This is a genomic window from Salmonella sp. JXY0409-18 (assembly GCF_020268625.1).
In the GTDB taxonomy this organism is placed as follows: Bacteria; Pseudomonadota; Gammaproteobacteria; order Enterobacterales; family Enterobacteriaceae; genus Salmonella; species Salmonella enterica.
Genome location: NZ_CP084216.1, coordinates 915919 through 942570 on the forward strand (window position 1 = coordinate 915919; position 26652 = coordinate 942570).

The 26652-nt window shown below is 50.6% G+C and carries 21 protein-coding genes, 1 pseudogene and 1 CRISPR repeat array; of the genes and pseudogenes, 18 read left to right on the plus strand and 4 right to left on the minus strand.

From position 1 onward, the window contains the following. The first annotated feature begins 49 nt into the window (after positions 1 to 49). The 3 genes from relA (at position 50) to LDB27_RS04395 (ending at position 2987) form a co-directional block, all read left to right on the plus strand. Positions 50 to 2284 (plus strand): GTP diphosphokinase, encoded by a 2235-nt coding sequence (gene relA / locus LDB27_RS04385; RefSeq protein ID WP_000226841.1) that lies wholly within the window; start codon positions 50 to 52, stop codon positions 2282 to 2284. A gap of 84 nt (positions 2285 to 2368) precedes the next feature. Beyond that, positions 2369 to 2725 carry a type II toxin-antitoxin system ParD family antitoxin gene (locus tag LDB27_RS04390; RefSeq protein WP_000480218.1) on the plus strand — a complete coding sequence of 119 codons (357 nt, stop codon included), beginning with the start codon at positions 2369 to 2371 and terminating at the stop codon, positions 2723 to 2725. Beyond that, the gene (locus LDB27_RS04395) at positions 2691 to 2987 is read left to right on the plus strand and encodes a type II toxin-antitoxin system RelE/ParE family toxin (protein WP_001261199.1); all 297 of its coding nucleotides are present in this window, start codon (positions 2691 to 2693) and stop codon (positions 2985 to 2987) included. Before LDB27_RS04390 ends, LDB27_RS04395 begins: the two co-directional genes overlap by 35 nt. Before the next feature lie 18 nt (positions 2988 to 3005). Here the strand turns inward: LDB27_RS04395 and LDB27_RS04400 are convergent. Then, positions 3006 to 3149 (minus strand): annotated as a pseudogene (locus LDB27_RS04400) (fimbrial protein SteA); the annotation flags it as partial. A gap of 605 nt (positions 3150 to 3754) precedes the next feature. On the opposite strand from LDB27_RS04400, the gene mazG reads away from it, so the two are divergent. The 5 genes from mazG (at position 3755) to LDB27_RS04425 (ending at position 10865) form a co-directional block, all read left to right on the plus strand. Continuing rightward, positions 3755 to 4555, plus strand: coding sequence for a nucleoside triphosphate pyrophosphohydrolase (gene mazG, locus LDB27_RS04405; protein ID WP_000210451.1), 801 nt, complete (start codon positions 3755 to 3757; stop codon positions 4553 to 4555). 227 nt (positions 4556 to 4782) lie between these two features. Beyond that, positions 4783 to 6420, plus strand: a complete 1638-nt coding sequence (gene pyrG / locus LDB27_RS04410) for a glutamine hydrolyzing CTP synthase (RefSeq protein WP_000210864.1) — start codon at positions 4783 to 4785, stop codon at positions 6418 to 6420. Positions 6421 to 6502: 82 nt separating this feature from the next. Continuing rightward, positions 6503 to 7801 carry a phosphopyruvate hydratase gene (gene eno / locus LDB27_RS04415; protein ID WP_000036734.1) on the plus strand — a complete coding sequence of 433 codons (1299 nt, stop codon included), beginning with the start codon at positions 6503 to 6505 and terminating at the stop codon, positions 7799 to 7801. A gap of 135 nt (positions 7802 to 7936) precedes the next feature. Then, on the plus strand, positions 7937 to 8608 hold the full coding sequence (queE, locus tag LDB27_RS04420; RefSeq protein WP_001199956.1) for a 7-carboxy-7-deazaguanine synthase QueE: 672 nt from the start codon (positions 7937 to 7939) through the stop codon (positions 8606 to 8608). Between the two features lie 296 nt (positions 8609 to 8904). Continuing rightward, positions 8905 to 9970: a CRISPR direct-repeat array (repeat unit 29 nt; unit sequence GTGTTCCCCGCGCCAGCGGGGATAAACCG). A 97-nt stretch (positions 9971 to 10067) separates the two neighbouring features. Continuing rightward, positions 10068 to 10865: an MBL fold metallo-hydrolase gene (locus LDB27_RS04425; protein WP_001207994.1), complete on the plus strand. Its 798-nt coding sequence runs from the start codon at positions 10068 to 10070 to the stop codon at positions 10863 to 10865. An 87-nt stretch (positions 10866 to 10952) separates the two neighbouring features. On the opposite strand, the gene queD is transcribed toward LDB27_RS04425, so the two are convergent. Then, a complete protein-coding gene (gene queD / locus LDB27_RS04430) occupies positions 10953 to 11315 on the minus strand; it encodes a 6-carboxytetrahydropterin synthase QueD (RefSeq protein WP_000108313.1) in 363 nt (120 codons plus the stop codon). A gap of 435 nt (positions 11316 to 11750) precedes the next feature. On the opposite strand from queD, the gene cysJ reads away from it, so the two are divergent. The 3 genes from cysJ to cysH all read left to right on the plus strand — a co-directional run bounded on the left by cysJ (position 11751) and on the right by cysH (position 16072). After that, positions 11751 to 13550, plus strand: coding sequence for an NADPH-dependent assimilatory sulfite reductase flavoprotein subunit (cysJ, locus tag LDB27_RS04435; RefSeq protein WP_000210922.1), 1800 nt, complete (start codon positions 11751 to 11753; stop codon positions 13548 to 13550). Next, complete coding sequence (cysI, locus tag LDB27_RS04440; RefSeq protein WP_001290664.1) at positions 13550 to 15262, plus strand: assimilatory sulfite reductase (NADPH) hemoprotein subunit; 1713 nt, start codon at positions 13550 to 13552, stop codon at positions 15260 to 15262. The genes cysJ and cysI overlap by 1 nt, the downstream gene beginning before the upstream one ends. A 75-nt stretch (positions 15263 to 15337) precedes the next feature. Next, entirely contained in the window at positions 15338 to 16072 is a 735-nt protein-coding gene (gene cysH / locus LDB27_RS04445; RefSeq protein ID WP_000080397.1) for a phosphoadenosine phosphosulfate reductase, read from the plus strand. An 87-nt stretch (positions 16073 to 16159) separates the two neighbouring features. On the opposite strand, the gene sopD is transcribed toward cysH, so the two are convergent. Both sopD and LDB27_RS04455 read right to left on the minus strand, forming a co-directional pair. After that, complete coding sequence (sopD, locus tag LDB27_RS04450; RefSeq protein WP_001145539.1) at positions 16160 to 17113, minus strand: SPI-1 type III secretion system effector SopD; 954 nt, start codon at positions 17111 to 17113, stop codon at positions 16160 to 16162. 383 nt (positions 17114 to 17496) lie between these two features. Continuing rightward, the gene (locus tag LDB27_RS04455) at positions 17497 to 20196 is read right to left on the minus strand and encodes a CRISPR-associated helicase/endonuclease Cas3 (protein WP_000192882.1); all 2700 of its coding nucleotides are present in this window, start codon (positions 20194 to 20196) and stop codon (positions 17497 to 17499) included. A 561-nt stretch (positions 20197 to 20757) separates the two neighbouring features. Between LDB27_RS04455 and casA the strand changes: the two genes are divergently transcribed. From casA to cas2e, 7 genes are read left to right on the plus strand one after another with little or no spacing between them, the layout of a single operon-like run. Further along, positions 20758 to 22293: a type I-E CRISPR-associated protein Cse1/CasA gene (casA, locus tag LDB27_RS04460; protein WP_001049217.1), complete on the plus strand. Its 1536-nt coding sequence runs from the start codon at positions 20758 to 20760 to the stop codon at positions 22291 to 22293. Positions 22294 to 22309: 16 nt separating this feature from the next. Beyond that, the gene (gene casB / locus LDB27_RS04465; RefSeq protein ID WP_000935101.1) at positions 22310 to 22912 is read left to right on the plus strand and encodes a type I-E CRISPR-associated protein Cse2/CasB; all 603 of its coding nucleotides are present in this window, start codon (positions 22310 to 22312) and stop codon (positions 22910 to 22912) included. Positions 22913 to 22934: 22 nt separating this feature from the next. Then, entirely contained in the window at positions 22935 to 23993 is a 1059-nt protein-coding gene (gene cas7e, locus LDB27_RS04470; protein ID WP_001530225.1) for a type I-E CRISPR-associated protein Cas7/Cse4/CasC, read from the plus strand. 9 nt (positions 23994 to 24002) lie between these two features. Continuing rightward, positions 24003 to 24728 (plus strand): type I-E CRISPR-associated protein Cas5/CasD, encoded by a 726-nt coding sequence (cas5e, locus tag LDB27_RS04475; RefSeq protein WP_000666424.1) that lies wholly within the window; start codon positions 24003 to 24005, stop codon positions 24726 to 24728. Continuing rightward, positions 24728 to 25435: a type I-E CRISPR-associated protein Cas6/Cse3/CasE gene (gene cas6e / locus LDB27_RS04480; RefSeq protein WP_000281417.1), complete on the plus strand. Its 708-nt coding sequence runs from the start codon at positions 24728 to 24730 to the stop codon at positions 25433 to 25435. Before cas5e ends, cas6e begins: the two co-directional genes overlap by 1 nt. After that, a complete protein-coding gene (gene cas1e, locus LDB27_RS04485) occupies positions 25432 to 26349 on the plus strand; it encodes a type I-E CRISPR-associated endonuclease Cas1e (protein ID WP_225519922.1) in 918 nt (305 codons plus the stop codon). The genes cas6e and cas1e overlap by 4 nt, the downstream gene beginning before the upstream one ends. A 2-nt stretch (positions 26350 to 26351) precedes the next feature. Further along, positions 26352 to 26645 (plus strand): type I-E CRISPR-associated endoribonuclease Cas2e, encoded by a 294-nt coding sequence (gene cas2e, locus LDB27_RS04490; protein ID WP_000062281.1) that lies wholly within the window; start codon positions 26352 to 26354, stop codon positions 26643 to 26645. Positions 26646 to 26652 lie beyond the last annotated feature (7 nt).

Sequence of the window (26652 nt, forward strand, 5' to 3'; positions counted from 1 at the left end):
ATTACCGGCTTACCGACTTCGGTAGGCCTGGTCCCTTAAGGAGAGGACGATGGTCGCGGTAAGAAGTGCACATATTAATAAAGCTGGTGAATTTGATCCGAAGAAGTGGATCGCAAGCCTGGGAATTTCCAGCCAGCAGTCGTGTGAGCGCTTAGCCGAAACCTGGGCGTATTGCCTGCAACAGACACAAGGACATCCGGATGCGGATCTGTTGCTGTGGCGTGGCGTGGAGATGGTAGAAATTCTTTCCACGCTGAGTATGGATATCGACACGCTGCGGGCGGCGCTACTGTTCCCTCTGGCCGACGCCAACGTAGTCAGCGAAGATGTACTGCGCGAAAGCGTCGGCAAATCTATCGTGACCCTGATTCATGGCGTGCGCGATATGGCGGCGATCCGTCAGCTAAACGCCACTCATAACGACTCTGTTTCTTCGGAGCAGGTTGATAACGTCCGTCGAATGTTATTGGCGATGGTGGATGATTTCCGCTGCGTGGTCATCAAACTGGCCGAGCGAATCGCTCATTTGCGCGAAGTGAAAGAGGCGCCGGAAGATGAGCGCGTGCTGGCGGCGAAAGAATGTACCAACATCTATGCGCCGCTCGCTAATCGTCTGGGCATCGGGCAACTGAAGTGGGAACTGGAAGACTACTGTTTCCGCTACCTGCATCCGGCGGAATACAAACGCATCGCCAAACTGCTGCATGAGCGCCGTCTCGATCGCGAACATTACATCGAAGAGTTTGTTGGACATCTGCGCGCCGAAATGAAAAACGAAGGCGTGCAGGCGGAAGTCTACGGACGACCAAAACATATTTATAGCATCTGGCGCAAAATGCAGAAAAAGCATCTGGCGTTTGATGAACTCTTTGACGTGCGTGCCGTGCGTATTGTCGCTGAACGTCTGCAGGACTGCTATGCCGCGTTGGGGATAGTGCATACGCACTATCGCCACCTGCCGGATGAATTCGATGATTATGTCGCTAACCCGAAACCGAACGGTTACCAGTCTATCCACACCGTGGTCCTGGGGCCGGGCGGTAAAACCGTTGAGATCCAGATTCGTACCAAACAGATGCATGAAGACGCCGAACTGGGCGTGGCGGCGCACTGGAAGTATAAAGAAGGCGCCGCGTCCGGCGGCGTGCGTTCCGGTCATGAAGACAGAATTGCGTGGCTGCGTAAGCTGATCGCCTGGCAGGAAGAGATGGCCGATTCCGGCGAAATGCTGGATGAAGTGCGCAGCCAGGTGTTTGACGATCGGGTCTACGTTTTTACGCCAAAAGGCGACGTGGTTGACTTGCCTGCCGGTTCTACGCCGCTCGATTTTGCTTACCACATCCACAGCGATGTCGGGCACCGCTGCATTGGCGCTAAAATCGGCGGCCGTATTGTGCCATTCACCTATCAGTTGCAGATGGGCGATCAGGTTGAAATTATCACGCAGAAGCAGCCGAATCCCAGCCGCGACTGGCTGAATCCAAACCTGGGCTATGTGACGACCAGCCGCGGGCGCTCGAAAATTCACGCCTGGTTCCGTAAACAGGACCGTGACAAAAATATTCTGGCTGGACGGCAGATCCTCGACGATGAGCTGGCGCATTTAGGGATTAGCCTGAAAGAGGCCGAGAAACATCTGCTGCCGCGCTACAACTTTAATGAGCTGGAAGAGTTGCTGGCGGCGATAGGCGGCGGCGATATCCGTCTTAATCAGATGGTGAATTTCCTGCAATCGCAGTTCAATAAGCCGAGTGCAGAGGAGCAGGATGCAGCGGCGCTGAAACAGCTTCAGCAAAAAACATACGCGCCGCAAAATCGTCGTAAAGACGACGGGCGCGTGGTGGTAGAAGGCGTGGGTAATTTGATGCACCACATTGCCCGCTGCTGCCAGCCGATTCCGGGGGATGAAATTGTCGGCTTCATTACTCAGGGGCGGGGGATTTCCGTGCACCGGGCCGATTGCGAACAGTTGGCGGAATTGCGCTCACATGCGCCGGAGCGGATCGTAGAGGCGGTATGGGGCGAAAGCTACTCGGCGGGATATTCGCTGGTGGTGCGCGTCCAGGCCAACGATCGCAGCGGTTTATTGCGTGATATCACCACCATTCTGGCTAACGAAAAAGTCAACGTGCTGGGCGTCGCCAGCCGCAGCGACATTAAGCAGCAGATCGCCACCATTGATATGACCATCGAGATCTACAACCTGCAGGTGCTGGGCCGCGTGCTCGGTAAGCTGAACCAGGTGCCGGATGTGATTGATGCCCGTCGTTTGCACGGGGGGTAAACCCCAGACAGTAATAATGTAGCGGCTTTGCTACTCGTTCAGCAAAGCCGCATTAACCAACCCCATAAGCATGAGATATGGGGTATGTTTTTGACGTACATTTCATTTCCGGTGTACTCTTATGTAAGATTTATACTTACAGTGGAGGCTGTTATGGCCAGAACAATGACCGTTGATCTTGGCGATGAACTGCGCGAGTTTATTGAATCGCTCATAGAATCAGGTGATTACAGAACACAAAGTGAAGTGATCAGAGAGTCTCTTCGTCTGCTGAGGGAAAAACAGGCCGAGTCACGACTTCAGGCGTTACGTGAACTTCTGGCTGAAGGTCTGAACAGCGGAGAGCCCCAGGCTTGGGAAAAGGACGCCTTTTTACGGAAGGTCAAAACAGGGATGATCAAACCCGATGAGAACGGTAAAATTAACGCCAAAGGCCAGTGAAGATCTGGAAAATATCTGGCATTACGGCTGGCTGTATTTTGGCGAAATACAGGCCGATCGATATATTAATCATCTATCAGAAATATTCAGCATCATGAGTGCCAATAACATTGGCACGCCTCGACCTGAACTGGGTGAATACATTTATGCCTTACCGTTTGAAAGGCATATTATCTATTTTATACAATCAGTTACGGAAGTTATCGTGATACGTATTCTGAGCCAGAATCAGGATGCTGGTAAGCATGTAAATTGGTTATAGCCTTTTTATCTAAAAAACAAGTGTGATTGAGCAGGGGGAATCAACAATATTACCAAGGAAAGTGACCTTTGCTGTGTTGCTACCCGCGGCTTGAGCGCCGGAGACAATTCCCATAACTAAAGATGCAGTTACTGCCAGTTTACAAAAATGAGATGACTTCATCGTGTTATCCTTAATTAACGTATTTTATGGCAGCATTTTGTACGCGTATACCAAGGGATATGCGGCATAGAGCCATGCTGCGGGCTTTGGGTAAAAAATAGGTCATAATAAAAATATTATATTTCTACATTTTTATGAGTGTATTCTTAAGGGCTGAATGATCGTACAGGCTCATAAAATATTATATGTAATACTTTCAATATGTTTATTTCATGTATATTCCAGAAAAAACAAAAAAGTGGTCTTTTTTGGATATTAAACTGGCGTGCATGCTACTCGTTTTTCCGTAAAAGTGAAATAATTTATTTTTTTGAAAGGGAAGGCTCTTTGGGTGGGGTACTTATAGCGTTTGCATAATTTTTTTTGCTTAATTGATGTTATTTATAATGCCTGGTACAAATATCTGTTTTTTTAATAAGTTAGTTATATGATTATTATATTGTTGTGTATCGATTAATAATTTTAAAATTATACGGGAGAGGTAGCGTTCAACACCTGTTAACAATATATTTTATTATATAGGCGTTGCCGTAGTGTCTCTGTGCGTGAATGGTTAAGAATAATACGTTACAATTGTCGCTAGTATTTACAACCGATTAAAAACCATGACAACTAACCATCAAATTGACCGTCTTCTCACCCTCATGCAGCGCCTGCGTGACCCGGAAAACGGCTGCCCGTGGGATAAAGAGCAGACCTTCGCCAGCATCGCGCCTTATACGCTGGAAGAAACCTATGAAGTACTGGATGCTATTGCGCGTGAGGATTTTGACGATTTGCGCGGCGAACTGGGCGACCTGTTGTTCCAGGTGGTGTTTTACGCGCAGATGGCGCAGGAAGAAGGCCGCTTCGATTTTAATGATATCTGCGCTGCCATCAGCGACAAGCTGGAGCGCCGCCATCCGCATGTTTTTGGCGAGCTTTCCGCGGATAATAGCGAAGAAGCATTAGTTCGCTGGGAGCAAATCAAAACGGAAGAGCGCGCGCAAAAAGCGCAGCATTCCGCGCTGGACGATATTCCGCGCAGCTTACCGGCCTTAATGCGCGCGCAAAAAATCCAGAAACGGTGTTCAAACGTGGGCTTTGACTGGACGACGCTGGGACCGGTCGTCGATAAGGTCTATGAAGAGATCGATGAGGTGATGTTCGAGGCGCGGCAGGCGGTTGTTGATCAGGCTAAACTGGAAGAGGAAATGGGCGATTTGCTCTTTGCCACGGTCAACATGGCGCGTCATTTAGGTACGAAAGCGGAGCTCGCTTTGCAAAAAGCGAACGATAAATTTGAACGTCGTTTTCGCGAAGTTGAACGTATTGTCGCAGCCAGAGGCCTGGAAATGACCGGGGTGGACCTGGAAACAATGGAAGAAGTTTGGCAGGAAGTAAAACGCCAGGAAATTGATCTCTAAAGGTTTTAGGCGGTCAAGAGCGATTTGTGTGATTTTTTAAATAACAAGCGCTTGATTTACGTCAAAAACATTTACCTCAAAGGGGCTATTTTCTCCCTCCCTGTGTGAATGTCAGCCTGACGAAGAGGAGGAATAATGAAAGTTTGTGGCGTAGGTCATGTTCGGGTATACTGCTTTCCCGTCCTGGTTATTCCATCGTCTTTTAAACCTAACTTCTCAGGTTCCGCATGACAACGAACTATATTTTTGTGACCGGCGGGGTCGTATCCTCTCTGGGTAAAGGCATTGCCGCAGCCTCCCTCGCAGCCATTCTGGAAGCCCGTGGTCTCAACGTGACCATCATGAAACTGGATCCGTACATCAACGTTGATCCGGGTACTATGAGCCCAATCCAACACGGGGAAGTGTTCGTTACTGAAGACGGCGCTGAAACCGACCTGGACCTGGGGCACTACGAGCGTTTCATCCGCACCAAGATGTCTCGCCGCAACAACTTCACGACTGGCCGTATCTACTCCGACGTTCTGCGTAAAGAACGCCGTGGCGACTATCTGGGCGCAACCGTACAGGTAATCCCTCACATCACTAACGCGATTAAAGAGCGCGTTCTGGAAGGCGGCGAAGGCCACGATGTGGTACTGGTGGAAATCGGTGGTACCGTTGGTGATATCGAATCGCTGCCGTTTCTTGAGGCGATTCGTCAATTGGCGGTAGATATCGGTCGTGAACACGCGCTGTTTATGCACCTGACGCTGGTACCTTACCTGGCGGCTGCGGGCGAAGTGAAAACTAAACCGACTCAGCACTCCGTGAAAGAGCTGCTGTCTATCGGTATTCAGCCCGATATTCTGATTTGTCGTTCCGATCGCGCAGTTCCTGCCAACGAGCGTGCAAAAATTGCATTGTTCTGTAATGTGCCGGAAAAAGCCGTTATTTCAATGAAAGATGTCGATTCCATTTATAAAATTCCAGGCCTGTTGAAATCTCAGGGGCTTGATGATTATATTTGTAAACGATTCAGCTTGAACTGTCCGGAAGCTAACCTGTCTGAATGGGAACAGGTCATTTACGAAGAAGCGAACCCGGCAGGCGAAGTGACTATCGGCATGGTCGGCAAATATATTGAACTGCCGGATGCCTATAAGTCGGTGATCGAAGCGCTGAAACACGGTGGTCTGAAAAACCGCGTTACCGTCAACATCAAATTGATCGATTCGCAAGATGTTGAAACGCGCGGCGTCGAAATTCTGAAAGATTTGGACGCTATCCTGATCCCCGGCGGCTTCGGCTATCGTGGCGTTGAAGGTAAAATCGCCACTGCGCGCTATGCGCGTGAAAACAATATTCCTTATCTGGGCATTTGCCTGGGGATGCAGGTTGCGTTGATTGAGTTCGCTCGTAACGTGGCCGGCATGGACAACGCCAACTCAACGGAATTTGTGCCAGACTGTAAGTACCCGGTTGTGGCGTTAATTACCGAGTGGCGCGATGAAGACGGTAACGTTGAAGTCCGTAGCGAGAAGAGCGATTTGGGTGGCACCATGCGCCTGGGCGCGCAGCAGTGCCAGCTTAGCGATGACAGTCTGGTACGTCAGTTGTACGGCGCGTCGACGATTGTTGAACGTCATCGCCATCGTTACGAAGTCAACAATATGTTGTTGAAACAAATTGAAGCAGCGGGTCTGCGTGTCGCAGGCCGTTCCGGTGATGATCAGTTAGTCGAGATCATTGAGGTACCGAATCATCCGTGGTTCGTGGCCTGTCAGTTCCATCCGGAATTTACTTCCACGCCGCGTGATGGACATCCGTTGTTCGCCGGCTTTGTTAAAGCCGCCAGCGAGCATCAGAAACGTCAGGCGAAGTAAAAAAGTTAGAACAGCGGTGCACCCTAAGCGGTGCACCGTTTGTCTGAAGTTTTAGTTTAACTAGTGACTTGAGGAAAACCTAATGTCCAAAATCGTTAAAGTCATCGGTCGTGAAATCATCGACTCCCGTGGTAACCCGACTGTTGAAGCTGAAGTACACCTGGAAGGTGGTTTCGTAGGTATGGCGGCGGCTCCGTCAGGTGCTTCTACTGGTTCCCGCGAAGCGCTGGAGCTGCGCGATGGCGACAAATCCCGTTTCCTGGGTAAAGGCGTAACCAAAGCTGTTGGCGCGGTTAACGGCCCGATCGCTCAGGCTATTCTTGGCAAAGACGCTAAAGACCAGGCTGGCATCGACAAAATCATGATCGACCTGGACGGTACTGAAAACAAATCTAACTTCGGTGCAAACGCCATTCTGGCTGTCTCTCTGGCTAACGCCAAAGCTGCTGCTGCCGCTAAAGGTATGCCGCTGTACGAGCACATTGCTGAACTGAACGGCACTCCGGGCAAATACTCCATGCCGGTTCCGATGATGAACATCATCAACGGTGGCGAGCACGCTGACAACAACGTCGACATCCAGGAATTCATGATCCAGCCGGTTGGCGCGAAAACGGTTAAAGAAGCCATCCGTATGGGTTCTGAAGTTTTCCATCACCTGGCAAAAGTGCTGAAAGGCAAAGGCATGAACACCGCTGTGGGTGACGAAGGCGGCTATGCGCCGAACCTGGGCTCCAACGCGGAAGCACTGGCTGTTATCGCTGAAGCGGTTAAAGCGGCTGGTTACGAGCTGGGTAAAGACATCACCCTGGCGATGGACTGCGCAGCATCTGAATTCTACAAAGATGGTAAATACGTTCTGGCTGGCGAAGGCAACAAAGCGTTCACCTCCGAAGAATTCACCCACTTCCTGGAAGAACTGACCAAACAGTACCCGATCGTTTCCATCGAAGATGGTCTGGACGAGTCTGACTGGGACGGTTTTGCATACCAGACCAAAGTACTGGGCGACAAAATCCAGCTGGTTGGTGACGACCTGTTCGTAACCAACACCAAAATCCTGAAAGAAGGCATCGAGAAAGGCATCGCTAACTCCATCCTGATCAAATTCAACCAGATCGGTTCTCTGACCGAAACTCTGGCTGCAATCAAGATGGCGAAAGACGCTGGCTACACTGCTGTCATCTCTCACCGTTCTGGCGAAACTGAAGACGCTACCATTGCTGACCTGGCTGTTGGTACCGCTGCAGGCCAGATCAAAACCGGTTCTATGAGCCGTTCTGACCGTGTTGCTAAATACAACCAGCTGATTCGTATCGAAGAAGCTCTGGGCGAAAAAGCACCGTACAACGGTCGTAAAGAGATCAAAGGCCAGGCGTAATCCTGCTTTTACCTCTTAACGTATAAACCCGCTTCGGCGGGTTTTTTTGTATCTGTTCAATAGCGCAGCCGCTGTGCATGACCGGGCAGACGAAATCTGCAATAATTAACGATTATCCCCTTAACAGAGAACGCTATGCAGTACCCGATTAACGAGATGTTCCAGACCCTACAAGGCGAGGGTTATTTTACCGGCGTCCCCGCTATTTTTATTCGTTTACAGGGATGTCCGGTCGGCTGTGCCTGGTGTGATACTAAGCATACCTGGGATAAACTGAGCGATCGGGAAGTGTCTCTGTTCAGCATTCTGGCAAAAACCAAAGAGAGCGACAAATGGGGTGCTGCGAGCAGTGAAGATCTGCTGGCGGTGATTAATCGTCAGGACTATACCGCGCGTCACGTTGTCATCACCGGTGGCGAACCCTGTATTCACGACCTCATGCCGCTCACCGATCTGCTTGAAAAGAGTGGTTTTAGTTGTCAGATTGAAACCAGCGGGACGCACGAAGTGCGCTGTACGCCTAACACCTGGGTCACGGTTTCACCAAAAGTGAATATGCGCGGGGGATATGACGTGCTTTCCCAGGCGCTGGAGCGCGCCAATGAAATCAAGCATCCCGTTGGGCGAGTTCGTGATATTGAGGCGCTGGATGAACTGTTAGCCACGCTGAGCGATGATAAACCGCGCGTGATTGCTTTGCAGCCCATTAGCCAGAAAGAAGACGCGACGCGTCTGTGTATTGAAACTTGTATTGCGCGTAACTGGCGTTTGTCGATGCAAACACATAAATATTTAAATATTGCCTGATGCATTACTAATTTTACGGACGGCCTGCCGATGCCGTCTGTGAGTCATCCATTACCTCGCCTTGTTTATTTTCTCTATGTGAATTTCGATGAGTGTATAAAAGCGCTGATAAATTTTTCCATAGCGATGCACGGATCACGCTATTTTGGTAAATTTAAAGAAAAAATCATTCTATGAACTTTTTTGCATCAAAATCAGCAAATTAGCTGTTCTTTAATAATTTAAATTGTTGCGATTATGTTGGTAGAATGTGGTGCGGACAAAAAGTAGTTTATAAACAATGACATACGTTTAGTGTATTCCCCGCGCCAGCGGGGATAAACCGGCTATGTAGCTAACCTATTGATTTTATAAGAAGTATTCCCCGCGCCAGCGGGGATAAACCGTGGCGCAGCAACCAGATCCCGCTAACGAACCCGTATTCCCCGCGCCAGCGGGGATAAACCGCGTTGCTGGCTATTCGAACTAACCTGATTGTTGTATTCCCCGCGCCAGCGGGGATAAACCGGCCTCAGCATTGTCATAACCCCACGCCTGGCAGTATTCCCCGCGCCAGCGGGGATAAACCGCGGCTCGACCGGGAGCTTGCCGGCATCGTGGAGTATTCCCCGCGCCAGCGGGGATAAACCGGCAACTTCTTATATGTAAAAAACCGTTATGATGTATTCCCCGCGCCAGCGGGGATAAACCGTCCGGGGAAAGAACTCGCCTCGTCCAGCGTCAGTATTCCCCGCGCCAGCGGGGATAAACCGCGGCGGCGGACGCCGCTCAGATAGCCAAAACCGTGTTCCCCGCGCCAGCGGGGATAAACCGTATACAGGATTCTCACACTTTGGTTTGGTCGAGTGTTCCCCGCGCCAGCGGGGATAAACCGCGTTTTTTTTATTTGTACTATTGTCAGTACCCGTGTTCCCCGCGCCAGCGGGGATAAACCGCGGAAACAAACAAAGTTTTGCGCGATTCCACCGTGTTCCCCGCGCCAGCGGGGATAAACCGCACCAGGTAACAATATCGTCCCCGACCTTTATGTGTTCCCCGCGCCAGCGGGGATAAACCGGCGAAATTCCCCAGATACCGCGCATCGGCACTGTGTTCCCCGCGTCAGCGGGGATAAACCGCAAAATTAATGTCCAGGACCTTATTAAGTTACGTGTTCCCCGCGTCAGCGGGGATAAACCGCTCGGGGATTTTGTGCCACCCAAAACGCTCGCGTGTTCCCCGCGTCAGCGGGGATAAACCGGACGAGTTCTGGAAATGGTTAGCTGATAAAGAGTGTTCCCCGCGCTAGCGGGGATAAACCGCCGGATGAAAACGCCTACCCGGAAGACTACGAGTGTTCCCCGCGTCAGCGGGGATAGCCGTTGCATAATTATAGTCTGTGTACCAGTAATGGCTGGTACAAACCTGTAAAGTAAAAAGGCCGCGTTTTCCCGGGGAGGCTTTTATACAGGAGAAGGCCATGGCGTTAAGGATCAGGGTATTGCTCGAAAATCATAAGGGAGCTGGAGCGGATAAATCATTGAAGGCCCGGCCAGGATTAAGCCTGTTGGTCGAGGATGAGTCTACGTCGATCTTGTTCGATACCGGCCCTGATGACAGTTTTATGCAAAACGCGTCGGCGATGGGGATCGACCTGTCCGATGTGTCTGCTGTGGTGCTTTCGCATGGTCATTACGATCATTGCGGCGGCGTGCCGTGGCTTCCTGATAACAGTCGAATCATCTGCCATCCCGATATTGCGCGTGAACGTTATGCGGCAATGACTTTTCTCGGTATTACCCGAAAAATAAAAAAATTGTCATGTGAAGTGGACTATTCACGCTACCGAATGATGTACACGCGTGACCCCCTGCCGATTGGCGAAAACTTTATCTGGTCAGGGGAAATACCGGTGGTCGCGCCTGAAGCCTACGGCATTTTTGGCGGCCACAATGCGGAGCCGGACTCTATTTTGGATGAGGGCGTACTGATTTACCAATCGACAAAAGGATTAGTCATCATTACGGGATGCGGGCATCGGGGGATCGCAAATATTGTCCGGCACTGTCAGAACATTACCGGTATAAAGCGGATTTACGCGCTTGTCGGCGGATTTCATCTCCGCTGCGCATCACCGTTCACGATGTGGCGAGTCAGGCGCTTTCTGCAAGAACAAAAACCTGAAAAACTATGCGGTTGTCACTGTACAGGGGTCTGGGGGCGGTTGTGGCTACCGGAAATAACCGCACCTGCAACCGGTGATGTGCTGCGCTTTTAACACCGCGCTGGACAATGTTTTCACTGATAAAACGTCGTGTGGATAGGCTGGAATCAATTTGCCATCCAGCCCACGCGTTAATAAACCTTATTCGCCGCGATAGACGCAGCCGGCTGTACAGGTTTCTTTCACCATCACGGCGCTCAGTAGCGGCACGACGGGCTTAACCTGATCCCAAATCCATTTTGCCAGCACTTCGCTGGTGGGATTGGACAGCCCTGGAATATCATTCAGATAGTAGTGATCAAGACGATCGTAAGTAGGTTTAAACGCCGCTTTGAGATCCGCGAAATCCATAATCCAACCGGTATGCGGATCGACTTCACCGGTAATTTCGAGACGCACCATAAACGAGTGTCCGTGCAGGCGGCCGCACTTATGCCCTTCAGGCACGTGAGGCAGGCGGTGAGCGGCTTCAAAGGTGAAATCTTTATACAACGTGGTGGACATGATGAACTCTCAGGCAATAAAAAAACCGCCGTAGGGTACCGGAAAGCGCATTTTTTATCATTAACTAAAACCATTCTCCGCCTTGTGACGGGCAATTAATTTAAGAATTTCCAGAAAATTCAATAATTATCAATCAATTATAAAATCGATTTTGGCGTTAATCACGATAACTAAAACAGGTTAGTTCATTTGGTTATTTGTTATTTCCAACCCTTCTTTAATTGTTATTCCTCTCACCGTTAACCTTATCCTCAGTTTGGGATTTATCGCTTATACACTTCATCCTTCAAGCCGCATCTGTGTTGACTGCGTTTACTCACCCCAGTCACGTATTTATGTACGCTCCTGGGGCGCGATCAGCTTACAGTCTGGGCTACAGCGAACTTGAATGATTTTGTGTATAGATCCGCTTTGCTTACTGGAACATAACGACGCATGACGACACCGGCTCCACTGACTGGGTTGCTTCCGCTTAATCCGGAGCAACTGGCGCGCCTTCAGGCCGCGACAACCGACCTTACTCCCGAACAGCTTGCCTGGGTCTCCGGCTATTTTTGGGGCGTACTGAACCCGCGCTCAGGCGCTGTTGCCGTCACGCCTGTTCCTGAGCGGAAGATGCTGGGGGTTACGCTTATCTCCGCTTCGCAAACCGGCAATGCGCGTCGTGTGGCGGAAGCGCTGCGTGATGATCTGCTGGCGGCCAACCTTAATGTGACACTGGTGAACGCCGGCGACTACAAATTCAAACAGATTGCCAGTGAAAAACTGTTGGTGATAGTGACGTCCACCCAGGGAGAAGGCGAGCCGCCGGAAGAGGCTGTCGCGCTGCATAAATTCCTGTTCTCCAAAAAAGCGCCGAAACTGACCGATACCGCGTTTGCCGTATTTAGCCTTGGCGATACATCCTATGAATTCTTCTGCCAGTCCGGAAAAGATTTCGACAGCAAACTGGCGGAACTGGGCGGTGAACGTCTGCTCGACCGTGTCGATGCTGACGTTGAATATCAGGCAGCTGCCAGCGAATGGCGCGCCCGCGTGGTTGATGTTCTGAAGTCCCGCGTACCTGTCGCGGCACCTTCGCAATCCGTCGCTACTGGCGCGGTAAACGACATCCACACCAGCCCCTATACCAAAGACGCGCCGCTGACCGCGACCCTCGCCGTGAATCAGAAAATCACCGGTCGCAACTCGGAAAAAGACGTTCGCCATATTGAGATTGATTTAGGCGACTCCGGTCTGCGTTACCAGCCGGGCGATGCGCTGGGCGTCTGGTATCAGAACGATCCGGCTCTGGTGAAGGAGCTGGTTGAGTTGCTGTGGCTGAAGGGCGATGAGCCGGTGACGGTTGATGGTAAAACCCTGCCGCTCGCCGAAGCGCTGGAGTGGCACTTCGAGCTGACGGTGAATACCGCCAACATTGTTGAGAACTACGCGACCCTGACGCGCAGTGAGTCGCTGTTGCCATTAGTGGGCGACAAAGCGCAGCTCCAGCACTACGCCGCGACCACGCCCATTGTTGATATGGTGCGTTTCTCTCCGGCGCAGCTCGACGCTGAAGCATTAATCGGCCTGCTGCGTCCGCTGACGCCGCGTCTGTACTCCATCGCCTCCGCGCAGGCGGAAGTCGAAAGCGAAGTACACGTAACCGTCGGCGTCGTGCGCTACGATATTGAAGGCCGCGCCCGCGCGGGTGGTGCTTCCAGCTTCCTCGCCGACCGCGTGGAAGAAGAGGGCGAAGTGCGCGTGTTTATTGAACACAACGATAATTTCCGCCTGCCAGCTAACCCGGAAACGCCGGTGATTATGATTGGCCCAGGTACGGGTATCGCGCCGTTCCGCGCCTTTATGCAGCAACGCGCCGCCGACGGTGCGGAAGGCAAGAACTGGCTGTTCTTCGGTAACCCGCACTTCACCGAAGACTTCCTTTATCAGGTTGAATGGCAGCGTTACGTGAAAGAAGGCGTGCTGAACCGGATCGATCTGGCCTGGTCCCGCGATCAAAAAGAAAAAATCTACGTACAAGACAAACTGCGCGAACAGGGCGCGGAGCTGTGGCGCTGGATCAATGACGGTGCCCACATTTATGTCTGCGGCGACGCCAGGCGTATGGCCGCAGATGTCGAAAAAGCATTGCTGGAAGTGATTGCTGAATTCGGTGCAATGGACATCGAAGCGGCGGATGAATTTTTAAGTGAGCTGCGCGTCGAGCGCCGTTATCAGCGAGATGTCTACTAATGAGCGAAAAACATCCAGGCCCACTGGTGGTCGAAGGTAAACTGTCCGATGCCGAGCGCATGAAGCTGGAAAGCAACTACCTGCGCGGTACCATTGCGGAAGATCTGAACGACGGTCTCACCGGCGGTTTTAAAGGCGACAACTTCCTGCTAATACGCTTTCATGGCATGTATCAGCAGGATGACCGCGATATTCGCGCCGAGCGTGCGGCGCAGAAGCTGGAGCCGCGCCACGCGATGCTGCTGCGCTGCCGCCTGCCGGGCGGGGTGATTACTACGACGCAATGGCAGGCGATCGATAAATTCGCGGCGGATAACACGATTTATGGCAGTATCCGTCTGACCAACCGCCAGACCTTCCAGTTCCACGGCATTCTGAAGAAGAACGTTAAGCCGGTGCACCAGATGCTGCATTCGGTCGGGCTGGACGCGCTGGCGACCGCCAACGACATGAACCGTAACGTGCTGTGTACCTCTAACCCGTACGAGTCTCAGCTGCATGCTGAAGCCTACGAGTGGGCGAAGAAGATCTCCGAACATCTGCTGCCGCGTACTCGCGCCTATGCGGAGATCTGGCTCGATCAGGAGAAGGTGGCGACCACCGATGAAGAGCCGATCCTCGGTCAGACCTATCTGCCGCGTAAGTTCAAAACCACGGTAGTGATCCCGCCGCAAAACGATATCGATCTGCACGCCAACGACATGAACTTTGTGGCGATTGCCGAGAACGGCAAGCTGGTCGGCTTTAACCTGCTGGTGGGCGGCGGTCTGTCTATTGAGCATGGTAATAAGAAAACCTACGCTCGTACGGCCAGCGAGTTTGGCTATCTGCCGCTGGAGCACACCCTGGCGGTGGCCGAAGCGGTAGTGACGACGCAGCGCGACTGGGGTAACCGTACCGACAGGAAAAATGCCAAAACCAAATACACCCTTGAGCGCGTGGGACTGGAGACGTTTAAAGCGGAAGTCGAGCGTCGCGCGGGGATCAAATTTGAGCCGATCCGCCCGTATGAGTTTACCGGTCGCGGCGATCGTATCGGTTGGGTGAAAGGGATCGACAACAACTGGCACCTGACGCTGTTTATCGAAAATGGTCGTATCCTGGATTATCCGGGGCGCCCGCTGAAAACCGGCCTGCTGGAGATCGCGAAGATTCATCAGGGCGAGTTCCGTATTACCGCTAACCAGAACCTGATTATTGCCAGCGTGCCGGAAAGCCAGAAAGTGAAAATCGAGACGCTGGCGCGCGACCACGGGTTGATGAATGCCGTGAGCGCGCAGCGTGAAAACTCAATGGCCTGTGTATCGTTCCCGACCTGCCCGCTGGCAATGGCGGAAGCCGAGCGTTTCCTGCCGTCGTTCACGGACAAAGTGGAAGCGATTCTGGAAAAACACGGCATTCCTGATGAGCATATCGTGATGCGCGTGACCGGCTGCCCGAATGGCTGTGGCCGCGCGATGCTGGCGGAAATTGGCTTAGTAGGGAAAGCGCCGGGTCGCTACAACCTGCATCTTGGCGGCAACCGTATTGGGACACGTATCCCACGGATGTATAAAGAAAACATCACCGAGTCGGATATTCTGGCCTCGCTGGATGAACTGGTTGGGCGCTGGGCGAAAGAGCGTGAAGCGGGTGAAGGCTTCGGCGACTTTACGGTGCGTGCGGGCATCATTCGCCCGGTGCTCGATCCCGCGCGTGATTTCTGGGAATAACCTGAATTGCCGGATGGCGTCTGCGTAGGCCTGATAAGCGCAGCGCCATCAGGCAAGGCAAACAGTGAGGAACTTATGTCCCAACTCGATCTCAACGCATTGAATGAACTGCCAAAAGTCGATCGCGTACTGGCGTTGGCGGAAACCAACGCCCAACTGGAAACGCTGACTGCCGAAGAACGCGTGGTCTGGGCGCTGGAAAATCTGCCCGGCGAATACGTGCTCTCCTCAAGCTTTGGTATCCAGGCGGCGGTGAGCCTGCACCTGGTGAACCAGATTCGCCCGGATATCCCGGTGATCCTCACCGATACCGGCTATTTGTTCCCGGAAACCTATCAGTTTATTGATGAGTTAACGGACAAACTCAAACTCAACCTGAAAGTTTACCGCGCGGGCGAAAGTCCGGCCTGGCAGGAAGCGCGCTACGGCAAGCTGTGGGAGCAGGGCGTTGAGGGCATTGAGAAATACAATGACATCAACAAAGTCGAGCCGATGAACCGGGCGCTCAAAGAGTTAAACGCGCAGACCTGGTTTGCCGGTCTGCGTCGCGAGCAGTCCGGTAGCCGCGCGCATTTACCCGTTCTCGCTATCCAGCGCGGCGTGTTTAAAGTGCTGCCGATTATCGACTGGGATAACCGCACGGTTTACCAGTATCTGCAAAAGCACGGTCTGAAATACCATCCGCTGTGGGATCAGGGCTATCTGTCGGTGGGCGATACGCACACCACCCGCAAATGGGAGCCGGGTATGGCGGAAGAAGAGACACGCTTCTTCGGACTGAAGCGCGAGTGCGGGCTGCATGAAGGGTAATTGTCCTTACGCGGTATAATTATACTTGCTGCTATGAAAAATCCGGCAGGCAGCCGGATTTTAAATTAGTTATTTTACTGACTATCTTTATGTCAGTAATATATTACGACTGCACCCATCTTTACCAATGTGCAAAGAACGTTCATGCGTTAGATATATCTTTTCAAGAATTACATCAATAAACATTTTTTTTGCATGATAGTCGTTATAATCCTGATTAAGTTTTTTTAAAAAACCAGAATTTGTTGGTTTAAACTCTGCAAACGGTGAATAGCTATGTAGTAAATAGGAGATGCACGGATGCATCATGCTAAAAGCGACTTCACCTTGTACCTCCTGATAACCTATTTTGCAAAACTGAGTTGTAGGCTCAAAGTTACCGGCATTAATACAGGCCAGCATCGATTTTTCATCTGCAGTAAGTGAGTCCTGCCATTCGACAAGCGGGTGGTCTGGAGCCTCTGCGGGACGCATCATCTCATAAACCGCCACTTTGATTTGTGCATTGCTCGTCACTTCTTTTCGTAGAGTTGAAATCGACTCCTGAAGTAATTCCGGGTGCCAGGTCATCTTCGAACCAATCACCTCACATATTTGTAAAAATAACTGTCTCTCCTCTCTACTCATAGATTCTATCACTGTATCATCTGATATATTGAGGATGTCCTTAATATTGCTTTGGCTGATCATCGTGTCGCCGACCATAAGTAAAAATTGTGTCTGAGAGGCATCCATCTTGATAGTAAACAGATCCTGATGAGCCGGGCAGGCCAGATGTTGTAGCCGTTTAAAGGCGTAAATTTTATTTATATCCTCTACGTTAACTTCCATCTCTCCAGGTTCACCACGGCCCTGACCGTGAATGATGGAGTGTAACACTTCCAGCGCATGGTCCTTTTTTTCCGCTCTAAAATGATCCTGGACTTTATCCCAGCCCCCCATATGGATTGCTTTTTCTTTATCTGCGCTTAACAGATGAGCAAGCCGACTTTCATTAAGCGTATAATTTTGATGATTACCGAAGCTTAAAGTGACTGGCATAATATTTTCCTTCAAATTTATATTATTCAATATCCGGAGTAAAATATATCGTTCAACTCCCTCTTTTTTATTAAATAGACAAGGTTTACTACAGGAGAGAATTTGAACGGCATTATCAATACAGCACATTTATGGTTGGTAATCCTTTGTGGTGACGATAATTCAGACAAAAGGTAGATGATTCGCCGCAAATGGTCGTTTTTTTAAATTTTGGTTTGTCATGAATGGTGTTGATGCTGAGGGATAAAGTATGATGAAATGAAGTAGTTAAATTTAATTAATTAAGGGTATTCATGGAAATGGATGTAGATAGAGAAGCTACAAAGATTTTGGTGAATCTAATGTAATAACTTCTCTATACAACGGAGTTAGAATAATACCCGTTATCCAACCAATCCAAAACGTTTACTATAATAGCTAGCTTCTCCGGCATCAGATACCAGCACAACCTGTCCGGAAGGGCGATGGTGGCGTTTTCTGAAACAGGCTAATGTTTCCTCATCTGGACATTGGAATGTACCAGAATTTTTTTGCCACCATGATTTTCGGACGGATAAGCGACTTTTTTCCCAGCAGAAATCTATTTCATCAACTAAAGGGCGTAGCTGTCCATCAATGTCTTTTCTGGCGAGATAAACATCAACACTCTCTTCACCCAGACGGGTAGAAAATTCTCTATCTTTATCCCATAAAAAGTCGCTGGCTTCTCGATCGTAACCGAGATCGTAACGTAATAAATTTTGCGCAGCCACTGAACGTTGGCTAAGGACTTTGCCAAAGGCAACGTCAGAGATCGTCTGCAAGCCTGCTGGCGCAGCAATTTTCTGCTCGTATACGCCGTCAACGAGTGCTCTGGCATTATCCGGCATACGGATCTCACCATGTTGACGCAGCAGCGCCTGTGTACGCCACAGGCAGGCATGATCGGCGTAAACAAAGCCGGTACCTTTTAGCTCTTGCCCCAACCAGCCCTCTTCTGCCTGCTCCTGCCAGTGAGGGGCCAGAATATGCAATACTGGTGGCTGGCGTTCATCCGGAAGCGTAGATTTTTGTTGCCCATGGGCATCGCGGATATGGCGTTGCAGGCGACCGGCGCGCTGGATCAATAAATCAATCGGCGCCAGATCGGTGATCATCCAGTCAAAGTCCAGATCGAGACTTTGTTCAACGACTTGTGTGGCGATTAATACCTTACCACGTCGTTCAGAAACGGGGGCATTGTTACCAAACCAGTTTAACGTTTTATTTTCAATAGCAATACGATCGATAAAAGCAAAACGGCTGTGGAAAAGCAAAAGATCCTGCTCTGGAACGATTCCCTCGTGTAGCAACTGCTGGTAAGTGTCCAGCGCATCATCAACCGTGTTGCGGATCCAACAAATGCACTGTCCGGTTGCCACAACGCGATAAATAATGTCCAGTGCTTCCTGGCGCTGCTGTATCCAATTAACGGCTACAGTCCTTTGGACTTCGGGACGTGTGGCCAGTGGTTGCTCTAACAGACCGGAGGAAGTGAGGTGGCTTAACCATGGATAACCCGCGTTATCGCTACCACCAGCGCTCATAAATCCCGCGCCATCGCTAAACGCATTAAGTAATTTTTCCCGTAAAGCGGCGGGAAGAGTGGCGCTCAGAATAATAGCGCTACCGCCCTGGGCGGCATGGAAGCGCAATAAACCTTCCAGCAATTTAACCATATAACCATCATAGGCGTGCACTTCATCCAGCAGCAGGATTTTGTCGCGCATCCCTAGCAATCGGAGCGATTGATGGCGAAAAGGCATCACCGCCATTAAGAGTTGATCCAGCGTACCTACGCCGACTTCCGCCAGCAGCGCTTTTTTGCGTGAATCTGCAAACCAGGTATGGCACTCAGTAGTCGCGTTGCCATCATCACGGGCATAATCTTCAGCTATATTTTCTGTTGGCTGCCAGATGGATTGTCGGAAAGAGTCCGACATTTCTCGCCCACCGTGTGCCAGGATGAGCGATGGCCTGGACTCATCGGTAAATAGCGCATGATAAGCCGATGCCAGGCGCTGATACATGGCGTTTGCGGTGGCCATTGTCGGCAACCCAACGTAGAGACCGTGGCCTTTATTGGCTGACATTAAGCGGTGAGTCAGAATCAGCGCGGCCTCTGTTTTGCCTGCTCCGGTAACGTCTTCCAGGACAACCAGCTGTGCACCGGGTGCTGAAATATCCAGTTCGCTTGCTCGTTGTTGAAGAGGAGTGAGCGTCTGAATGAACGGAAATAATGCCCGGTGATCTTGATAATAGCTGTGCTGAGATAACGGCGGCATTCGGAGGATGGCCTGTTGGGCTTTTTCACAAGCGAGAGGCCAATAATCTTTCAATGGCATGGCGCTGCTGAGCAGTGGAAACTGGCTTTCATCCGAGCCCATCCAGTCGGCAAGGGTGACAAGCCCAGCGAAAAACCAACTGTGCTGTTTTAAACATTTTCTCCCTGCTTTGGTTTTCCACTCCTGAGGTAGAGTGAAAGGAAATAATTCACTTAATGCTTCCAGATAATGCGTTGCTGCGACAATGTCTTCATCGGTGAATGCCAGCGAGCTTCTGTTTTTCATGGTGTCCGGCGGGATGCCATGGTGCCCGGTGCTAATAAGCATCCAGCTATTTAAAGCGCTTTCAAACCTGGCGCGATTTTCTGGTTCAATACCTGCGATAATTTCATTACTGCCTGAACTCCACGCTTCAAATAATTTACCCCATAAATAGAAGCCTAAGGAATCATGTCTCTCAAACGCGGAAACACCGCTAACGGGAGAGACTAAGGGAGAGTCTGGGAATTCGGCGTATTTTTGAAATCCTCTGGCGAATTTTCCGATATCGTGGCTGGCAAGAAACCAGATTATCCAGTTTTCTGCATTTGTACCGATTATTCCACATTTTTCTAAGATACTTCTAGAGTCAAAAATATTATTTTTAATTATGTAATAACCACAGGCAGCAACATCAAGGCAATGGTATGCCAGTAAATGATAAGGGGGGGTTATATCTTTGTTTGATTTATTGGTTTTCCCCCAATACCGGAGGTAGTTCAGATATTCCATCTGCGTCATCTTTTTCCTGTTGGGAGGAGGGTACAATGACGTCAATTTTAATGTGAGATAAGAAAAGTTGGCTAGGTGTTTTTGGGTTCAGCCAAGGTTATCCCCGCTGACGCGGGGAACGTCGTTTGAGGCTACCAAGTAGCCGGTTCATCCCCACGCTCGCCTCGCGGGGAACTTACAGGAAAAGGATAGCACAAATTATAAATGCAATTGGTCTGAGTTTTGGGTGTCATATGAGGTACTATGTAGCCTTATGTTTGAGGTACCATGTAGCCTTAAAATTTTCTTTGATCATTTGAGATCATGTTGCTACCATCACTTCAACAGAAAGGCCCCAGTGTTGAGGTGGTTTCTGGATATAGAACGTCCAACACCGGGGCAGCTTCGACAACTGCATCTTACTATGGAATGGGCGTTCAGATCATCAGTGCCTGAAAAGGAAGCGATAAATGATGGTTTCTTTGACGTTCAGTCATGAGGAAATGATGTTGATGTTTGCATTTCTCTTGGCCGGTTTGAGGCGTTTGTAATGCACTGGCCCTTTGGGGCCAGTTATTCTGGAGAAACTGGATGAATTTAATTACGGAAAAATGGCTTCCCGTCATATTCTCAAGCGGCGAAAAAACGAGAATATCATTACGCGATCTTCTGGATAACCGCATTCAGGATCTTGCATACCCCCGGCCCGATTTCCAGGGGGCAGCATGGCAAATGCTGATTGGTATTTTACAATGTACCATCGCGCCGGAAGATAAAGAAGAATGGGCGGATATCTGGCATGACGGTATCGAATTCGAACAATGGGAGAAGGCGTTAAATACGATTTCTCTGGCTCTACAGTTCGGCGAGCAAAAACCTTCCTTCCTGCAAAGTTTTGATCCTCTCGATAGTGAATATGGTTCTATTGCCGGGCTGCTGGTGGATGCGCCGGGCGGTAATACGCTCAAGCTCAATAAAGATCATTTTGTAAAACGTGGCAATGTGGAGCAAATTTGCCCCCACTGCGCGGCGATAGCGCTATTTGCGATTCAAACCAATTCACCTGCCGGCGGGGCGGGTTACCGGGTAGGGATGCGCGGCGGTGGTCCGCTGACTACGCTGGTGGTACCGCAGGAAGAAGATAAATATCCACTATGGAAAAAACTTTGGCTTAACGTTTTGCCGCAGGAAGAGCCGCCGAATGTTACACAGCATCCACTCATTTTTCCTTGGCTTGCGCCGACGAAAACCAGCGAAAAAGCGGGAAATGTGGTCACGCCGGATAACTCGCACCCATTGCAAGCCTACTGGGGGATGCCGCGACGCATAGAACTGGATTTCACTCACACTGTGGCAGGTATCTGCGATTTGTGCGGGGAGCATCACGAATCACTGCTACTGCAAATGCGTAGTAAAAATTATGGCGTTCAGTACGACAGTTGGCTACATCCCTTCTCCCCATATCGGCAGGCACTGAAAGATCCATCCGCACCCTGGCTGGCGTTTAAAGGGCAGCCGGGCGGGTTAAGTTATAAAGACTGGCTGGGGCTGATGCTTAATCGCGAGGATAAATTCAACAAAATGCAGCCTGCGAAGGTCGTTCGTGCCGCCGGACAGCGGAACAATATGAGCCTGTGGTGTTTTGCATTTGATATGGATAACGCCAAGGCTCGCTGTTGGTATCAGCACCGAATTCCGCTCATTAGCGTTTCCCATGAAGAGCAATTTCTCGCTGCACTTAACACCGTGCTGGTGCTGGCATCAGAAGCGCTGTCACTGCTGAGAAATGCGCTAAAAAGCGCCAAATTCGATTGTCCGAAAGAAGCCAAAATGGATTTCAGTATGGTGGATATCGCCTTCTGGCAGGAAACCGAACCCGCTTTTCGGGCGTTGCAAGAGGCGCTGGCTGTCGATCCGCTTCGGCAGGATACGCAGACTCGTCACGCAGTAAGTCAGTGGGAGGCGGAATTAGCACACTATCTATTTCACGTTTTTGACCGTGATGCCCTGACCAACCCCGACTGCCCGGACGATATCCTGCAGCGCCAGCTGACGGCCCGACAGGATTTAGCCAGCAGTTATCGTAAACATAAAGCGCGCAAGGATGTGTTGGCGCTGGTCGAATAACAGAAGGAAGCCAAATATGCTGAACAGCAATACCGCAGCGTTATGCAGAATTCTCCACCCCGATGCGCAGAAGGCGCTACTTGACTGGTTTGCTACGTTGTCTGAGCGTTATGAGCGCAAGGATGGTAAACGAGTCAACGGTCGCGTCTGGCGGGCTGAGTTGAAAAGAATGGCGCCGCCATATGGCGTAATGATATGTGAAGGGTATGACGCTCTCCGCCAGACGCTGCTTAAACATATGCGACTGCAACCTCTTGATGAGATGGCTCTGGCGCTGTTTGTCAGCGTCGCTGTGCATATTAAGAGTCATAAGGAGAATATTAGTTTCGCTGCGCAGTTAGGGGAAAAGCTTAACGGTTCTACGCCGTGCGTTTCTGTTCTGCGTTTTGAACGTTTGCAAAAAGCGTCCGACCCGGAAACATTTTGCCAGTTGTTGATTCAGGCAGTGAAGATTCGCGGTACGGAGGGGGTGAATGTTCTTTCACTTGCCGATGGCATTTTCCTGTGGATGGAAGAGTGGCAACGACGCGAAAACCATCAGCCGGAATTCCGTACCCCCTTTGAACGAAATCGCATCCGTTGGGCGAACGAATATCTTTCCACGTCGCGTGGCAAATAATCATTTTTAGAAGGATTTGATAATGACAACTTTTATTCAACTGCATTTATTGACTGCTTATGCGCCCGCTAACCTGAACCGTGATGACTCTGGGCGACCGAAAACAGCGTATATGGGCGGCGTAGAGCGTCTGCGCGTATCATCGCAAAGCCTGAAACGCGCCTGGCGCGTATCGGAAACCTTTGAAGGCGCGATGGATGGATTTATGGGTAAGCGTACTCGTCGAATTGGCGTGGATTATGTTTATCGTCCGATGATTGCCGCTGGCGTTACCGGGAAAATAGCGAAAAGCGCAGCGGAGAAAATTGCTGCGCAATTTGGCAAGTTAAAGAGTGATAAAAATGCGCCCGAAGAAAAAAATCTCGAAATTGAGCAGATCGTTCACGTCAGTAACCATGAAATTAGTTTGATTAAACAACTGGTTGATACACTGATCGCTGACAAACGCGAACCTAACGATGAAGAAGTGAAGCTTTTGCGCAAAGAGCAGCGTAGCGTAGATATGGCGCTGTTTGGCCGTATGCTGGCGTCATCGCCTGAGTTCAACGTCGAGGCTGCTTGTCAGGTATCCCATGCGTTGGGCGTAAGTGCCGTGACCGTTGAGTCTGATTTTTTCACCGCCGTTGACGATCTGAATAATAAAGAGGAAGACGCAGGTTCCGGGCATATGGGCGAGCAGGGTTTTGCCTCGGCGCTTTTCTATACCTATGTCTGTATCAGCCGCGATCTGCTGGTGGAAAACCTGGGTGGTAACGAAGAACTGGCGAAGCGTACTATTGCGGCACTCACTGAAACAGCGTTAACCGTCTCGCCAACCGGTAAACAAAACAGCTTCGCTTCTCGTGCCTATGCCACCTATGCGTTGGCCGAAGTCGGGCAAAAACAACCGCGTTCTCTGGCGACGGCATTTTTCCAGCCGGTACGCGATACCGATCAAATTCCTGCGGCAATAACCCGTTTAAAACAGCAGCGCGCCAGCTTCGATAGCGTATACGGAAACTGTGCAGACGATTATCGCGAGTTGAACGTTCAGGAAGGTACGGGATCTCTGGCGGAATTACTGGCCTTTGTTAGCCAGTAAGGATGAATAATGAAGGAATATCTGGTTTTTCAGCTCTATGCGCCGCTGGCGTCGTGGGGGGAAGAAGCGTCTGGCGAGATTCGCCACTCAGCTACGGTTCCCACGCGCTCTGCGCTATTGGGTCTGCTTGCCGCAGCGTTAGGAATTCGTCGCGACGAAGAAGCGCGGCTGAATAACTTTAACCGGCACTATCATCTGGCGGTGCACGCGTTGGCTTCACAAGATCGTTGGCTGCGGGATTATCACACGGTTAGCGCGCCGCGAGAAAACAAAAAGTATCGTTACTACACGCGCCGGGATGAACTGACTCTCGCGCCGGATGAAGTGGGGACGCTTATCTCGCAGCGAGAATATCGCTGCGACGGCTACTGGCATGTGGCAATAAGCGCCACGCCTGATGCACCACATTCGCTTAGCGAATTGCGAGAGGCGCTGCTGACACCGCATTTTCCGCTCTATCTGGGGAGAAAATCCTGCCCGCTGGCGTTACCGTTAGCGGCGCGTTTAATGACCGGCACCTTAAAAGAGGTATTCACCCATGCTGTGGAGGAGATTTCCGCAGCGGAATTAAGTGGATTTACCCTGCGTGAGGGTATTTGTTATTGGGATGATCCTGATGAGGAGAGTCTGGTCTGGCAACAAAAGCAGCATAGCAATAACCAGCCAGTTAGCCGCCAACGCTGGCAGTTTGGCGGCTACACCCGCTTCAATGGGCCGTTGCAGGAGAGAACATAATGTATCTTTCTCGTATTCAACTCCGGTTTAATAATTTGCGACCGGAGATGTTGGCAAAGTGGAATTCAGCCAGGCCTTATGCCAGCCACCAGTGGTTATGGCAGCTCTTTCCGGAACAGGAATTGCGTCAGTTTCTGTTTCGCGAAGAGGCGCATGGCGGCTTTTTTATGCTCTCGGCAATACCGCCGTTATCGCAGCACTCCCTGTTTCTTATTGAAACAAAACCATTTAATCCGCAACTGACAAATGGTCTTGAGCTTGATTTTCAACTACGAGCTAACCCGGTGATAACCCGTAACGGTAAGCGCAGTGACGTGATGATGAACGCGAAACATCAGGCGAAGGCGAATGGTGTGGAGAAAGAACGGTGGTGGGAGCTTCAACAGCAGGCCGCGCAGGCGTGGCTGGAACAACAAGGGCAGCAGCATGGTTTCCGGTTGATTGCACCGGAACCTGATGATTTCGCTATGTGGGCTGGTGACGAGTACAGTGAATTGCAGGCGCATTGTGGATGCGTGCAAGCGTATCAGCAGTATCGTTTTGTCCGTAAAGACCAGCAAAAACCGATCACTTTCAGTAGCGTTGATTTTAGCGGTGCGCTCTGTATCACCGATGCAGCACTGTTTAAACAGGCTTTATTTTCCGGATTAGGTAAAAGTAAAGCGCTGGGCTGCGGAATGCTGATGGTAAAAAGGAAACGCAGATGAGCTGGCTGTCGCTGAATCCCATCCCGTTGAAAGACCGTGTTTCGATGATATTTCTCCAGTACGGACAAATAGATGTGATCGACGGTGCGTTTGTGCTTATCGATAAAACGGGTGTACGTACCCATATTCCTGTTGGATCGGTGGCCTGCATCATGCTGGAACCGGGGACGCGGGTTTCCCATGCCGCCGTGCGACTTGCGGCAACGGTGGGTACGTTACTGGTGTGGGTGGGGGAAGCGGGCGTACGCGTTTACGCTTCGGGGCAGCCTGGTGGTGCCCGTTCCGACAAATTGCTTTATCAGGCGAAACTTGCACTGGATGAAGATTTGCGGCTGAAGGTCGTGCGTAAAATGTTTGAATTACGTTTTGGCGAACCCGCGCCGAGCCGTCGTTCTGTAGATCAATTGCGTGGTATTGAGGGGAGCCGTGTGCGGGCAACCTATGCACTACTTGCTAAGCAGTATGGCGTGAAATGGCTGGGACGTCGCTACGATCCGAAAGACTGGGAGAAAGGCGATGTCATTAATCAGTGTATCAGCTCGGCAACCTCCTGCCTCTATGGCGTAACGGAGGCGGCAATACTGGCTGCCGGATATGCGCCCGCGATTGGATTTGTGCACACCGGCAAGCCGCTTTCTTTTGTCTATGATATTGCCGATATCATTAAATTTGAGACCGTTGTACCGAAAGCATTTGAAATTGCGCGACGTAATCCTGCCGAGCCTGATCGTGATGTCCGTATTGCCTGCCGGGATATCTTCCGCAGTGGAAAAACATTGGCGAAATTGATTCCTCTTATTGAAGATGTTCTCGCGGAAGGGGAAATTCAACCGCCGTTACCTCCTGAAGATTCACAACCCATAGCGATCCCTCTTCCTGTTGCGTTGGGAGATTCCGGTCATCGGAGTACCTAACGATGAGTATGCTGGTTGTCGTTACCGAAAATGTTCCTCCTCGTCTGCGGGGGAGGCTGGCCGTCTGGTTACTGGAAATTCGAGCTGGTGTGTATGTTGGTGATGTTTCCGCAAAGATCCGCGAGATGATATGGCAACAGGTTTCCGTTCTGGCAGATGAGGGAAATGTTGTTATGGCGTGGGCGACAAATACAGAATCAGGTTTTGAGTTTCAGACTTTTGGTGAAAATCGACGTATTCCGGTAGATCTTGATGGACTGCGATTGGTGTCGTTTCTACCTGTTGAAAATCAATAAGTTAGAG